The organism is Paracoccus liaowanqingii (genome assembly GCF_004683865.2).
GTDB classification, from domain to species: domain Bacteria; phylum Pseudomonadota; class Alphaproteobacteria; order Rhodobacterales; family Rhodobacteraceae; genus Paracoccus; species Paracoccus liaowanqingii.
This window is the reverse complement of sequence record NZ_CP038439.1, coordinates 2,230,355-2,245,143: the sequence shown is the minus strand read 5'-3', so window position 1 is coordinate 2,245,143 and position 14,789 is coordinate 2,230,355. Positions and strand designations below refer to the sequence as shown.

Annotated in this window: 8 protein-coding genes and 2 pseudogenes; 5 read left to right on the top strand and 5 right to left on the bottom strand. The window is 60.7% G+C overall.

Annotated elements, in window-relative coordinates:
- Window positions 1-54: 54 nt before the first annotated feature.
- Both E4191_RS10825 and E4191_RS10820 read right to left on the bottom strand, forming a co-directional pair.
- Window positions 55-1,176: a hypothetical protein gene (locus E4191_RS10825; RefSeq protein WP_135313418.1), complete on the bottom strand. Its 1,122-nt coding sequence runs from the start codon at window positions 1,174-1,176 to the stop codon at window positions 55-57.
- 130 nt (window positions 1,177-1,306) lie between these two features.
- Window positions 1,307-2,575, bottom strand: a complete 1,269-nt coding sequence (locus E4191_RS10820) for a hypothetical protein (RefSeq protein WP_135313417.1) — start codon at window positions 2,573-2,575, stop codon at window positions 1,307-1,309.
- A 45-nt stretch (window positions 2,576-2,620) separates the two neighbouring features.
- Between E4191_RS10820 and E4191_RS10815 the strand changes: the two genes are divergently transcribed.
- Window positions 2,621-3,538 carry a TAXI family TRAP transporter solute-binding subunit gene (locus E4191_RS10815; RefSeq protein ID WP_135313416.1) on the top strand — a complete coding sequence of 306 codons (918 nt, stop codon included), beginning with the start codon at window positions 2,621-2,623 and terminating at the stop codon, window positions 3,536-3,538.
- Window positions 3,539-3,628: 90 nt separating this feature from the next.
- Window positions 3,629-4,695, top strand: a protein-coding gene (locus tag E4191_RS10810; RefSeq protein ID WP_135314435.1) for an IS630 family transposase whose coding sequence is annotated in 2 segments (ribosomal slippage) — window positions 3,629-4,115 and window positions 4,115-4,695 — 1,068 coding nt in all. Because the reading frame shifts where the segments join, the coding sequence is not laid out codon by codon here.
- Between the two features lie 224 nt (window positions 4,696-4,919).
- On the opposite strand, the pseudogene E4191_RS10805 reads toward E4191_RS10810, so the two are convergent.
- Window positions 4,920-6,162: pseudogene (locus E4191_RS10805) on the bottom strand (IS256 family transposase).
- A gap of 1,560 nt (window positions 6,163-7,722) precedes the next feature.
- Between E4191_RS10805 and E4191_RS10795 the strand changes: the two are divergent.
- Complete coding sequence (locus E4191_RS10795) at window positions 7,723-10,323, top strand: hypothetical protein (RefSeq protein ID WP_135313415.1); 2,601 nt, start codon at window positions 7,723-7,725, stop codon at window positions 10,321-10,323.
- Window positions 10,324-11,060: 737 nt separating this feature from the next.
- On the opposite strand, the gene E4191_RS10790 is transcribed toward E4191_RS10795, so the two are convergent.
- Together E4191_RS10790 and E4191_RS10785 are read right to left on the bottom strand one after the other, a co-directional pair.
- A protein-coding gene (locus E4191_RS10790; protein WP_135314351.1) for an IS630 family transposase occupies window positions 11,061-12,127 on the bottom strand; the annotation gives its coding sequence in 2 pieces (ribosomal slippage) (window positions 11,061-11,641 and window positions 11,641-12,127; 1,068 coding nt in all).
- 706 nt (window positions 12,128-12,833) lie between these two features.
- Window positions 12,834-13,075, bottom strand: a pseudogene (locus E4191_RS10785) (transposase); the annotation flags it as partial.
- Window positions 13,076-13,157: 82 nt separating this feature from the next.
- On the opposite strand from E4191_RS10785, the gene E4191_RS10780 reads away from it, so the two are divergent.
- Window positions 13,158-13,406 (top strand): hypothetical protein, encoded by a 249-nt coding sequence (locus E4191_RS10780; RefSeq protein WP_228461249.1) that lies wholly within the window; start codon window positions 13,158-13,160, stop codon window positions 13,404-13,406.
- Window positions 13,407-13,775: 369 nt separating this feature from the next.
- Window positions 13,776-14,789: a GlcNAc-transferase family protein gene (locus tag E4191_RS10775; RefSeq protein ID WP_135313414.1), complete on the top strand. Its 1,014-nt coding sequence runs from the start codon at window positions 13,776-13,778 to the stop codon at window positions 14,787-14,789.

Sequence of the window (14,789 nt, the reverse complement as noted above, 5' to 3'; positions counted from 1 at the left end):
CCTAAGGTTTCCCGGAAGATTGAGACCGTCCGAAGCAATTCTAGGTCTAGTTTCTCATGGGGTAATAAGTTTCAGATACCGCAAAGTTTCCCCTATGTCCGGAAGTTGTTTGACGAGCTCCTGCACTACGACCACTGCCATAGAAGAATTTTGGCGAAGCTTAGCTGCACGCTCTATTTCCACTGCGGCAGATAGGAGACCACGAGCACGTGCCATAGCCACTGCATTCGCCTCAGCATAAAGCGCATTTCCAGGTGCGTTGTTCGCAATGATGCCGCACGGCGCAAGCGCTTGCTCGTCTTTGTGCTCTTGTAGAAGGCTGGTACAGCTAAAGAACATGTAGTCAAGTGCGGCCTCAGGACTCAATCCGTGTGCTAATGCAGCGCTATAGGCTTCGGACCACGCTTCTACGGCTCCGTCTATATCGCCGCTTCTCCTTAAGACTGATGCGCGAACCGACAACAATCTGTGGCGCTCCGCATCCGGCAACACCATTGAAATTTCATCCAGCCGTGCAAGAGCATCACGGTATTTGCCGCGGTCACCAAGAATTTCCGCGCTGTACAGGAACAATCCCCAGTAGTCTCGGATGCTGAGGCGTCCCTCTGCGTCCCTTAGCCGTACCCGTTGAATCGCGGCTTCCACGAGTTCAAGCGCCTGCTTAGATCGACCTGCGCGAGCAAGGAGCTGTGCTTCGACCATATCGAATGACAGTTGCCGGTAATCCAGCATCGCTTCCGAAGGTGCTCCAGCGGCCCCTGCCTTATATGCGTGCCTCAGAATGTACTTTGCTTCGCTACAATCACGTTGGGCGTCGAGTAGAAGGTTGAGTTGTAGATATGCGTAGCAGCGGTGGGTCAGTGCGGTAGTACGATCAGCACGCGGAAAGTCGATCACGTTCGTAAATGCCGCTATCGCGCCGTCATAATCTTTGAGTTGGAGCGAGACTTGGCCCAACAATTTCTGCTGCTCGCTGCGCGCCACTGCGCTCGATAGAGATGTATGAGACATCACTGCTAAGGCCGCTTCAGCTGCCTCGTATTCTCCTGCCGCCATCAAACTTCGCGCTGCATCTAGTTGATGTACCTCGACATCGTTGAACGGAGCACGGTCGTTCTGAGCGCCAGCGAGCACCGGCAGCAGCGCTAAAAACACCGCCAGCGGTCGTGTCAGCACACCTGCACCTCCGGTGGACAGACCGGCGGTGGTGGCGGCGAGGCCGTTGCTCCCCAAGCGCTTAGAAGTAGAACAGCTATCATAGGAAAGGCATTCGGGTACTTCATCACACTTCTCCCTAAACTAAGATTTAGCAGTTCGCCCCGCTCTTTATGCGGATCATGTCAGCCAGATCGAAAACCTTACGTAGTTCGCGGTTTAGTCCAAGTCTGCGCAGCCTGCCATCATGCTCGTCAAGCAGGCATGAAAGAAGAATCCACTCATTCGCAAGAATAGAGTCAGACGCTATCTCAGTGGCGAAAGTCTCAATACTAGACCTGTTCCGAACCAGCTGGGTTGAAAGATCCATTAGAGCGGTAGATTGGCTTTGAAGAATAGGTCTCATGTATGCTATGTCTATCGGGTTGTTAACAACAATTGACTGAATTCGTCGGATTTCATCCAGGCACAAAAATGAATCCTCTAGACACGCAATTTGAGTTTTTAGCACTAAAGCTTTTTGGACGCCTTCGCTGTAGGGCGTTCCATCTGGCGGAGAATCTGGAATAGCTATTTGATTAAGTAGTGTCTTCGCAATAGTTATATAGGTTACAGCGTCCGTGCCTGCGAGCGCGGCCCTGGAGGCATTAGCTGAAATGATACTAAACGCCAGCGCGTGCAATGCTACTGCTTGGTCTTGCAGCGAATGACTTTCGAAATGTGTAGTCATGTGTAGCTGTTGCAGAAAATCAACTTCCGCGTATGGAAGATCGTGACCGTCCCTCAGGTAGAACCCGACAGCTCGTGCAAGGTCATTCAGATAATACTTCTTGCCATCGATTTTATAAATCAGGATTAGATCTCTAATCACTTCGAGCTTCTCGTTCGCGGAAAGTGCGTCAAGATCGAGAGCCACTACGCTATCGTAAATAGACTGAACCGGTGGCAGCTCTTGCAGAACAAGGACAAACTCGTCCGGATTATAAAACGTCCGCGAATTGACTACTCGGTTATGGCTGCCCGGTACCTGCTGTTCGCCGTAGAAGTACGTGTTGGGCGAAGCTGCCAGAACCACAGACAGTTCCATGCCATACGAGTCCTGAACAAGCTGGTTATTGGCTGATAACGTAATAGTTAAAGACAGGCGCGACCAGTCGTTCGGCCGGTCAGGACGTATGTCAAAGCCACTTCTGTCCCATACGTCGAAGGGAACTACCTGGGTGTCCTGCAGCCAGCGTACCTTCAGTCCATCGCGCAGATCATCGATCACGTTAACCCCCAAGACTCGATTGCGTGCACTAGCGACTTGGAGCTGGACACTACCCTTAGCCGTAAGTTTTAGTTCTTGGGCCGCGCCTGACGACGCTGCGAAGATCGTAACGAGCGCAATCAGCAGGATTTTCGAGGCGAATTGGGACATAATGGGATCATCATACCTGATTCGTGCGATTATCGGGAGAAATTTATGAGTCTGTTCAGATGGTTCTGTCTGGCCGGCGTGGCAGCCGGTTGCGCAATCAGCTCAGCTTCATTTGCCGCGGCTGAAAATATGGACCGTTTCTTCTTACTAGGCGCTGGAGAAGTTAAAGGAATATATTTTCCGATCGCGTCGGAGATCTGTCGCTCTATTAATCGTCACAGTCTTGCCCACGGCTGGCGCTGTGGGATTGCTGCAAGCAGTGGAAGCAAAGAGAATCTCCAACAGCTTGAAGATGGTACCCTCACCTTTGCCGTCATACAATCAAACATTGCGCTTTCGTCGAGCAGCATCGATGGAAACCAGCCTTTGTTCAAAACTGTGGCATCTCTCCATTCTGAGCCGGTCCATCTGCTAGTGCAGGCGCGATCAAGCATTTCCAGCCTGGATGACCTTGGCCGCGCCTTGATCAACATCGGCGATCAATCTTCTGGCACTCGAGATATCGCGCTTTCGCTTCTGGATGCAGCCGGGATAAAGAAAGAGGATTACCAACTTCTCGATTATGATGCAGGCTCGCAGGCAGGGCGGCTCTGTGATGGAGACGTAGATGCATTGATATGGGTCTCTGGCATACGAAATTCTTCAACAGCTGAGGCCTATCGACGCTGTGACGTTCGCCTGCTGCCAATTCCCATAGCGATTGCAGCTAAAGTGATGCAGCAAATGCCTGGTCTGTTACCTATCGTTATTCCTGCAGACACATACCTGGGGCAGACCGTAGAGGTGAGCAGCTTCGGCCCCGTTGCTCAGGTAGTGGCAAGCGCTAATGCGCCGGAGGAATTGGTGGCGCTTTTAACACGCGCTATAGTTGGCGATCTCGGTGACGTCCGTCCCTCTCACCCAGCACTATCTAATCTCAGCCAAGCTGATTTACGTCGAATGCTTTCAAATGATGTCAAGTGATCCTCTAATACCAACAGCCCGGATCTCTGACTCGTGCGGGATTCCCTTCGCCCTGAAAATCTGAATCATTGCCATCAAGAGATGGAGGTTCTGATGGCGATTGAGATCACTCGAACGGATATGTCGACAAGCGAGCTTCGGGCGGCGGCGGCGCGCACAAAGGATGCAAAAGCGGTGCGGCGGATTTTGGCGATCGCTTTTGTTCTGGAGGGCGCGGATCGCAAGACGGCGGCGGAGGCCTGCGGCATGGATCGGCAGACCCTGCGCGATTGGGTTCATCGCTACAACGCCGAGGGGATCGCCGGTCTGTCGAACCGGTATTCGGCAGGCCCGTCGCCACTCCTGAACTCTGAGCAGAAAGCGGAACTTGCCCGGATGGTCCGTGAAGGGCCTGACCTTGAGGCCGATGGGGTGGTCCGCTGGCGCTGCGTCGATCTCAAGCGCAAGATCGAAGATCGCTTCGGCGTGGCCATGCACGAGCGGACGGTCGGCAAACAGCTGGCGGCCCTTGGCTTTCGCCGCCTGTCGGTGCGCCCACAGCACCCCAAATCCGACCCGTTGGCACAGGAGGCATTTAAAAAAACTTTGCCGCTACGGTAAAGGCCGCCCTGCCGGAGACGGCGCACGGGAAGCCATTGGAGGTGTGGTTTCAGGATGAAGCACGCGTAGGTCAACAGGGGACGCTCACCCGGACCTGGGCCGAGTGCGGAACCCGGCCTCGTGCGCCGCGCGACACCCGCTACAAATGGGCCTATATCTTCGGCGCCGTCTGTCCATCGCGCGCCACGACCGCGGCACTTGTCATGCCACGTGCCGATACCTCGGCCATGAACGCTCATCTCGCTGAAATCGCGAAAACCGTCGCGTCGGGCGCCCATGCCGTGCTCGTGATGGACGGCGCCGGCTGGCATAACTCCAGCGCTCTGCGCATCCCCGACAACATCACCATCGTGACGCTTCCGCCCTATGCGCCAGAGCTGAATCCGGTTGAGAACATCTGGGCCTATCTGCGCGCAAACTGCCTCGCCATCACCGTCTTTGACACCTACGCAGACATCGTCGACCGATGCTGCAACGCGTGGAACGCCTTCGCAAACGACCTCGAGCGCGTTCGATCAATTGCCACCCGTGAATACGCAAAAGCGGTCAATGCTTAGGGCCGTGGGTATAATCTACTTTTATCGTCAGGATGAATGTTAGTCGCTCTTGGCCGAACCATAGGATATGCGACAAATCTCCAGAAAAAATTTGATAACTTCTGGCATATGGGTCGGTCCCCCACATCGTCCTCCGCGGGGGACCTTGCACTCTTCTGCCCTCGCACGAGGGCAGCGTCCGTCAAGCTGGTGTAAATTTTGGGATGGCCGATCGGGTTCATCGGTCAGGCAGCTTGTGTGGTTATGCTTAGAAGCGGGTCGATCTGGGCGGTGTCGATCTGGCTAAGGGCTTCGACCATCATGTAGCGGTGCTGGCTTTGCCAGTCGTCGTTCCGCTCGAAGAGGACGGCACCGATCAGCCGCATGATGCTGTCCTCGTTTGGGAATATCCCGACCACGTCGGCACGGCGCTTCACCTCCTTGTTCAGGCGTTCCAGTGGATTGGTGCTGTGAAGCTTGGTGCGGTGCTGGGCCGGGAAGGCCATGTAGGTCAACACATCGGCTTCGCTCTCGTCCATCAGGGCGGCCAGTTTCGGCCAGCGGGGGCGGAGCTGGTCGGCCACATGACGCCAGACCTCGACAGCACCTTTCTGGTCGGGCTGATTGAACGCTTGCCGGATCGCGGCCGCAACGACGGTGTGCTGGCCCTTGGGCACATGGGCGAGGGCATTGCGCATCCAGTGAACACGGCATCGCTGCCAGGTCGCATCGAACACCCTGCGGATCGCCGCCTTCAGGCCGGTGTGCGCGTCCGAGATTACCAGTTTCAACCCGCCCAGTCCCCGTGCCTTCAGGCTCCGCAGGAATTCGGTCCAGAAGGTTTCGGCTTCTGACGGGCCGACGGTCAGCCCAATGATCTCGCGCCGCCCGTCCGTGTTCACCGCGACAGCGATTATGGCCGCCACTGAGATGATCCGCCCGCCCTGGCGAACCTTCAGATAGGTCGCGTCCAGCCACAGATAGGGCCATTCCCCCGCCAGCGGGCGATCGAGGAACTCATGCACCCGCTCATCTATGTCCTTGCAAAGCTTGGACACCGTGCTCTTGGAAATGCCCGACAGCCCCATGGCCTGCACCAGGTCATCCACCTTGCGGGTCGAGACGCCGCCGATCCAGGCCTCCTGGAGCGAGACCTTGTTCGCCATTGGTTCAAGAACAATGGTCGAGCGCCACCAGCGCCTTCTCAGACGTGCGGCGCGGTTCCAGAAAGCCCGGGAAATACGACCCCGTCCGCAGCTTCGGCACGCACAGGTTCAACGCCCCCATCCGGGTCTTGAGTTCGCGATCACGATAGCCGTTGCGGTAGGTCTGGCGGCCTTCACCGCGTTCATAGCGGCCAACGCCGATCATGCCCTCAACATCGTGCTCCATCAGCGTCTGAAGCACGGCCTCGGTAACAGCGCGCAGAAAATCGCCCTCATCATGCTTTTGCAAAAGCTCGATCAAGGGCATGTTGGTCTCGGTCATCGGGGTTCTCCTCGGTCCGTGGTTGAAGCTCGCAACTCCACCATAAACCGACGTCCTCGATGGCCACCCCGGTTACACCGCCAGCGCGGTGAAAAAGTCCACCACGTCCTCGGACACTACCTCGCACGAGTGAATGCGGACCTGCCATAAACCGGTCGAACGACCTTTCGTTTGATGCTGCACTGGAAATGCCGCACCCACCGTCAAACAGCACTCCGCCTAATTAAAATGATCCCGGACCGCAGGCTAACTTAGCACAGCAGTGTCGGCTTCCGCTCAGTGCTGCGCATGCTTTGCCGCATCACCGACAGACTGCTTTCAGTCCTCCACGTCGGTGATGCCGCGCCGGCGAATGCTCATAGGGGGATAGGTATCAACGGCAGCAAAGTCCCGCACCGCGGACACTGCACGGCTGATCTCGCTGCGCGTTGCACGAACGTCTAGCTTGCAGCAGCTGCATTACGGCGCCTGGTACCGGGCGACGGCGGCAGTGGGCCGACTGCGCCGAGACCGTGCTCAAGACCGCTGGTCGCCCTCGCCGGGGGACGAAGGTCAATGCTATGTGCCCCTTTAACGGTCTGTTACATAGCAACCGATTTTGCGTTCAGTCTACGCCGGGATATCTGCAACTGCGCTTCTAGCCCGGAAGCACCCAGCCGTTATGGCAAGTGCGGCAAAGCACGTCACTGCCAGCCCGGCGCCAGGACCCGCCATCAGGATACCGAAAACTGGCGCGCCGGCAGTCTGACCCACGGCCATCGTCAAGAAGCCGATTATCAGGCCTGTCGCCGGACGGTCGGACAAAGCGCGCACCCCCCAGATCAGGTAGACCCCCGTGACCGTCACGTAGGCAGCACCTAACAAAGCGCCGCCGATCAGCGCAAGTGCGGGAGTTGCGATACTTGAACCAACCGCAAGGATGCAGCCCGCCATCGGCCCAAGGCATGACCAATGGACGCAATCGAGACCGAACCGGTTGACGAGGGTGCCTGCCCAAGCCCCGGCGATCCCACCGATGCCGATGCAACTCCATAGTATGCCGGCCCAGGTCGGCCCCCAGCCCAAACGTTCCGACACAAGCTGGCCGCCGAAGGACCAAAGTGCGGTGCTCGCCGCCCCCCATGAGGAACGAGGCGGCAATCAGGCGCAAGACGGGCCCGGTCATCGGTGGCAGGCCGCCCGCGCTTTTGCCGCCCTGAGATGATGGCAGCGAAACTGCCGCGCTGATGGCAAGCACAACCGCAACGGCGGCGAACGCGCCGAAGGCCAGCCGCCACTGTCCTACCATGGCAAGGGCGACCGCCCCCAACAAAGCCACGCCCGCACTTGTTCCGGCATTGATCGTGGTGTTCGTCACGTCCTGCCGGCCCTTGGCGACTGCGGCGGCTACGACGGTAGCCATGGGCGGCGAAGCAAGGCCCGTGCTTAAACCGACCACCATCACGGCCGCAGCCAGGACCATGGGGGGACCGCTACGACGATCTCAGAAATAACCCTTGCTCAGCTCGCTCAATTGACGCAAGGTAAGGATGCTGGCCGACGGCGTTTGAGGGCCCTCTCATGTTCACGGAAATTCAGATGTCCTCCGAGGCCTTCGGGGGAATTCTACGGTCGCGCCTGCAAGCCATTCCGATCTGCCCCGATGACAACGACCTCCTGAACCGTCAAGGGGAGCGTGTCGTCATCGACCGTATCGTCGTCGCTGGCGAGACGGAGGTGCAGAGGGAGAGACGGCTCGACGCCGCCGGGAACGCTATCCACGCAGCGACGCAGCTCGTCTGGATCTTCTCGCCTACGAACCTCTTCAACATCACCGTGCCTTACGTGCAGGTACGCCAGTTGGTGGAGCTCCATCAGGTTCGGGTCGCGGATCTCGAGGCGAGTGGTGATGCTGCCACCCCACCCCTCGAGGCCATTCCGCTCCATATCGTCGTCAACTGCGCTCTCGAACCCACTCACCCGCACGGGATCGGGTCTGCCGGTCCTGTTCGTCTCTCCTATGCGCTCAGCCATGTCGAGTTCGGTCCCGCGCTGGCCCTCTTGTCCCCAGCACATCGTGCCGGGATCGAGGCCCGGATCGCGAGCCTGGTTCCGCCCACGACCGAGGTGGATCTCGGAGCGATCTCGCGTGTGCTCGGCCGTCCGATGGCTGCGGTCAATGCGGGCTTGGCTTGCGACCCGAACGGCACCTTCGTGGCACTTCGCATCGAGTTCGATGTTCCTCGCGGTCAGCCGGACGTCAACCAGGCCTTCTTCATGGGCGGGCCCACGCGCCGACTGGGAGATCGTGGCTGGGCGCTGATCGCCGATGCCCGGCTGCTCGTTCAGGAGAGCACGCGCCGCATCGGCGATGCATTGAGCTCGCAGCCCAAGGTGCGACGCCGCTGGGGCCCGAACGTGACTTGGCGGGCGAATGCGGCAACCCTGGAGGCGCGGGTGGGCATCGAGATGGTCGATGCCTGTCCGTTCTTCGTCGACGACATCGACGTGGATGTGGAGGCCACCATCCGGGCGAGCTTCTCGGTCGATCCCGCACAGCCGAACGTGCTCCAAAACGACTATCGGCTCCACGGCGGCCCGAGCAACCATCTGGAAACAATTGCTTGTGCGGTCACGGCCGCCCTGCTGTGGCCCTTTATGGGACCAGTGATCCTGCGTGACCAGCCTGCGGGTACTGGTATCGCCGCCTATTCGGTGGGGTTGGCTCTCGGGCCAATCGGGACGTTCAGTGCCCTGCTTGGTATAATCTATTCGCAGTCGCTGGAGGAGGACATTTCAAGGTCGCTTGGCGCAAACTGTCAGAAGCTCAACGACGAACACTATCAGTGCCGCGACCCGCTGGACCTCAGGCTTCCATTCCCAGGGGGCGCTACGGTTCGCCTCCAGCTCACGCATGTTGAGGGGGCTCCGGAAGGGCTCGTGATGTCGGGGCCAGTGCAGTCCGCGCCGCCGCGGCCCGCGGCGATCGAGGTCGAGTCCTCCCCCTTCGGCTGGCAGATATACGGCTCATGCAGGTCGAGCACCGGCGGTCGCGGGGGGTTCAACGTCGTCTACACCGCCAACGTCAGGGTCGTCGCGAGCACTGGCGCTCAGGTCTGCCGTGTGGCGGTGATCGACACGCCTGAGCATTTCGAGATCCATCAGAGGGGCGACACCTGGTGGATCCGGCCGCGCCTTGACGAGCATGGCCGGGTACATCCAAGCGCTGTCTTTCCGGCCCGCCTGCGGGTCGTGACGTCCGCAGGCGTACGGATCATCACCTTGGGCAACTTCGTTGCCATCACTCCCGAGGAGGCGGCCCGGCAGGAGCAGCTGCGTGAGAGCTTCGACCGGATGTGCCAGATCTGGCGGGACTCGATCACGACACGTGTCCACGCGCTGCCTAAGGGTCCATCCGGACCGATCGAGGAGCCCGGCTGGCGACCCGAGGTCCTCTGGCAGGTGGTCGTGCGTGACCTTGAGCCTGACCGGTCCCTTGAGATCGCCTCCCCAGACGGCCGCAGGCTTGTCACCGCACACCCGACGGAACGGGGCGTGATCCATGCCACGCTGTTCATGACCGACGAGGCGAGCCCCGAGGCGCTGGTTCTGCGGCTATCCGGCGACACCGGATCGAGGGCGGTCGTATCCGGGACCCAGACCACCTTCGAGCCGCAGTCCACTCTCGAGGTCGCGGGCGAGGTCCGATCCATGACGTTCGAGGGCGCCGGCGCCGATCGCCGTCTCATCGTGGTGGACGAGAGGGCGGAGACCACCTGGAATGTCGCGAGTCCAGGAGCCCCAGTCCTCCTGAGGCGCGCGGCGGCGCCGGAGATCCAGGACGAGCTGCTGATCTCAGACGGCAGGCGCCTCGGCGTGGAGATCTCGCCGGAAGTCGAGGCCAAGATCCGGCGCCTGAGCGTGGGAGAAGATGTCCGCACGGCTACCCTGCCGCGCGTGGGTGGTCTCGGTTCTTCAGCTCTTCTTCCTCGAGAGGCCGGATGGAGCCTCTTCGACTTGTCCTCGGCCGACCTCCGGGAGATGCAGCACTTCGATGAGGATCCGCGCGTGAGCCACGCCGCCCTGGGTGGTGACCTCATGGCGCGCTTCGATGCCACGCGCGGCTCCATTGGCCTCTTCCGGGTTGCGCAGGTGGGCGAGATCCACGCACCCGCGGAATAGCACGCCGGCATTGTCGACGGCCTGAAGGTCAACGACGGTAACGATACTGAACGGCAGGGTCGTGCGGAAGACAATGTTTGTGCCGTCGTCGAAGACCTGTTTCGTCCTGGTCAGGAGCGGCTCGGGGATCACCGGCGCGAGCTTCTGCGACCGCGCGCCCAGCACCGTCGCACCGCCGTCGGTGGCCGACGCAATCGGTGTCGGGAACCAGCCGAGCGTCAGGATGTCTTGATCTTCGTCGAGCGTGCGCACCGGCTCCCACTGAGTTTGCGGAAGGGCGACGAGCCGCATCGCCTCGACCCTCGAGGTGACGTCAAGCGCCTCGACCGGGAAGCCGCTGCCGGCCGGGCCTGCCGTAGCCGCCTCGGCGAAGTCGACATTCCGATCTCCCGCCGGCATGCCCCAGAGTTCGACGCCGAGAAGGTCCTGGTTCGTCGATACGTCGAGCAGGAAGACGGGCGGGGCCGGACCCAGACGCTCGTTGAGCTGAGCGTCGACGGTGCCGGTCGAGGCCTGGTTCACTTGAGTCGCACTGTCGACACACCCGGCCCGCATTTGCTGCTCGCGCGCCGGTGCCTGCTACAGCTCGCCAAACGCCCGTTCATCAACGCCGCGCTGCCCTCGTTCAGTCAAGGGTCAGGCTCACATCGGGATTGCGGTCGGATAGCGGCGCGGGGACCGGTTCGCCCGGGGATCTCCGGTTCGGGCAAACCGTCTGCAGACTTATACCAACGGCCCTAAGCACTGACCCCTTTTGCGTATTCACGCGTGGCAATCGATCGGACGCGCTCGGGGTCGTTTGCGAAGGCGTTCCATGCGCTGCAGCATCGGTCGACAATGTCTGCGTAGGTGTCAAAGACGGTGATGGCGAGGCAGTTTGCGCGCAGATAGGCCCAGATGTTCTCAACCGGATTCAGCTCTGGCGCATAGGGCGGAAGCGTCACGATGGTGATGTTGTCGGGGATGCGTAGAGCACTGGAGTTATGCCAGCCGGCGCCGTCCATGACGAGCACGGCATGGGCGCCCGACGCGACGGTTTTTGCGATTTCAGCGAGATGAGCGTTCATGGCCGAGGTATCGGCACGTGGCATGACAAGTGCCGCGGTCGTGGCGCGCGATGGACAGACGGCGCCGAAGATATAGGCCCATTTGTAGCGGGTGTCGCGCGGCGCACGAGGTCGGGTTCCGCACTCGGCCCAGGTCCGGGTGAGCGTCCCCTGCTGGCCCACTCTGGCTTCATCCTGAAACCACACCTCCAATGGCTTCCCGTGCGCCGTCTCCGGTAGGGCGGCCTTTACCGTCGCGGCAAAGTTTTTTTAAATGCCTCCTGTGCCAACGGGTCGGATTTGGGGTGCTGTGGGCGCACCGACAGGCGGCGAAAGCCAAGGGCTGCCAGCTGCTTGCCGACCGTCCGCTCGTGCATGACCACGCCGAAGCGATCTTCGATCTTGCGCTTGAGATCGACGCAGCGCCAGCGGACCACCCCATCGGCCTCAAGGTCAGGCCCTTCACGGACCATCCGGGCAAGTTCCGCTTTCTGCTCAGAGTTCAGGAGCGGCGTCGGGCCTGCCCAATACCGGTTCGACAGACCGGTGATCCCCTCGGCGTTGTAGCGATGAACCCAATCGCGCAGGGTCTGCCGGTCCATGCCGCAGGCCTCCGCCGCCGTCTTGCGATCCGCGCCCTCCAGAACAAGAGCGATCGCCAAAATCCGCCGCACCGCTTTTGCATCCTTTGTGCGCGCCGCCGCCGCCCGAAGCTCACTTGTCGACATATCCGTTCGAGTGATCTCAATCGCCATCAGAACCTCCATCTCTTGATGGCAATGATTCAGATTTTCAGGTCGAAGGGAATCCCGTGAGTCAGAGCTTAGGGCTGTTGGTATTACTTCGCCGGTGAAGTTGACCTGCGCTGCCTCGAGCGTGGTCCAGCGGACAAGGGCTCCGAGCAGCGCGCGGGGCCGGTCGATGTCGGGGCGGCAGATGTGGAAGTTGCCGACGTAAGGATCTGGCAGCGTAGGGGTCCAGGCATAGACGTCGAAACGGAGCGCGAGGGTGCCGGTATTGATCAGATGTCGGTCGGTCAGCGTGCCGGTGGCGATTGCCATGTCGGTGCGGAGGCCCAGACGCGCGCATTTCGAAGGACGAGATGCGTGTGCTCGGGGTCCTTCATGCCCGCGCCCAACATCGCACGGATGCCGCCCGACGTGGCGGTGAGGAGGATCGCCCCCATGTCGGTCCGGGTTCGGATGGGCCGGCCGTTGGCGGCCAGTGGCCGGTCGTGCCCGTCGCCATAAGGCTTTCGCCCTGTTCGACATCACAGCGGTGGAAGAACAGGAATGGCGCGCGGTAGTCGTGGCGCCAGGGCAGGCGCTCTCCGCCGGTTACGGGTCGCGCCAAGAGCCGATACGTCGTCTCGACCGGCGTCAGAAGCGCCGCCACGTCGATATCGAGAAACACCGTGCCCCGATTGGTGAACGCGAGCCATGGGCCCGGGCTGGCGGTCGAGTTCCGGATGCGGTCCTCCATCTGTCGGACGACCTTGTTGCTGGTGACGTCATCGTCCTCGGTCACAGCGACACTCCCCCCTTCGAGCATGAGCCGGCGCCAACGATACAACAGGTTCGGCGCCACGCCATTGCGGCGCGCGACCACCGAGATGCCGGCACGTCGTCCAGCGTCTCTTTCACGATCCGCAGCTTCTCGGCCGTAGTCCAGCGCCGCCGACGGCCGCCATCGGTGATGATCTCAATCTAAGACATGAGCACATGCTCATCACCATGGAGCGGTCGGGTGACCGGCTCACCGTCGTTAACATGACGCTGAACCTGTGAGATGGGCGCGAGTTTCGGCATCGCGACGGGTGGGGTGCTGATGCTGTACATCGCGGGACCGGCGGACGGAAGTTCTGTCTGGGTGCGGGTGGTCGACGAGGTTTCGGGCGCTGTGTTCGAGCAGGAGATCACCGCCGACCTGCCAGCCGCGACGCAGTTCCTGTCGCCGCGGCTGTTCAAGAACATCAGTGCCACGGCGGCTGCGATCGCCTTCGACTGCTCGAGGGTTTCCTTGAGGACGGACTTCTGAAGAGGATTTGAGGCCGAGCCACCATGGCGCGCGTTCGAGGCCGTGACCGACCGGGTCGTCGCCCTTGCCGACGGTACCCACCTCTTCGGCGTGACGCTTGTTGAGCGTGATCAGTTCGAGCACGAACGATCAAGGGCGCGGACGGATCGTGCTGGACGGCTGCATCACAATGCGAGGATCAAAAGGCGAGTTTTCCTGGGCCACGCCTTAACAAGACCGCTTCCTAGTTCCTCCGCTATGCGATTCGTCGAGTTTGGATCAGAGATCGGGTTGCGTCGGAATACGACGCCGCTGAGCCTTGCGCAGCGGTCTTCGTGCAAGACTCTTCGATAGCGTCATCCCTTTGTGCTTTGACACGACTCTACGGATATGCGCACAATTGGACAATGGATTGCACTCAAGTTGCGCACGATAGTGGGCTACAAAAGGGGGGGGGGCGGCTTTCTTAGCGCTTGTGCCATAATGCGATCCATTTACGTTCAGATTCCGGCTTACCGGGACGAAGAGCTCTTCCCGACGGTCGTGAGCCTTCTTTCGGCCGCCATCCGACCAGATCGGCTTCGGATTGGCGTGGCGTGGCAATACGGGCCAGACGAGGAGGGGCTCGAGAAGGATCTGCGTCGAGTGCCCGGCGTTGATATCGTCAAGATTCCGGCGGCTGCGAGCCGCGGTTGCAACTGGGCGCGAGGCCTGCTCCAGGCACGCGCGGGCGACGAGCGCTACACGCTCCTGCTCGACTCCCACCACAGGTTCGCCCCTGGCTGGGACGAGGCAACCGTCGACATGTTCGAGGATCTGCGCTCGGTCGACTGCCAGAAGCCGATCCTGTCCGGCTATTTGCCGCCCTACCGACCCGAGAGCGATCCCGCGGGCAGGGTCGACGCCATCTATACGATGCGCGAAGCCGAACGCTGTGACGGGCTGCTGTTCCGGCTGGTCGGCGATGCCGTCCGCGACCGCGCCGCGATGCAGAAGCCATTCCCGGGCGCGTTTGCCTCGCTGCATTTCCTATTCGCGGATAGCGTCTTCAACCGAGAAGTTCCTGCGGATCCTGCAATCTACTTCTTTGCCGACGAGGTGGCGATCGGGCTGCGGGCCTTCACCCACGGCTATGACGTGTTCCAACCGCACCGTGTGCTGGGCTGGCACCAGTACGATCGGAGCCATCGGGTTCCGCACTGGCGCGATCATCCCGGATGGCGGCGGCTCAATCGACTCTCGCTGGCGCGACTTCGCGCGCTCTACTCTGGCGCGGCGTGCGGCCGCCACGGCATCGGCTCCGCGCGCTCGATTGCCGCGTTCGAGGCGCGCGCCGGGTTTCGCCTTATCGGTTCGGGCGGCGCCGTTCCGCGCCCAGCATCCATGTTAGACCCCAGACAATGA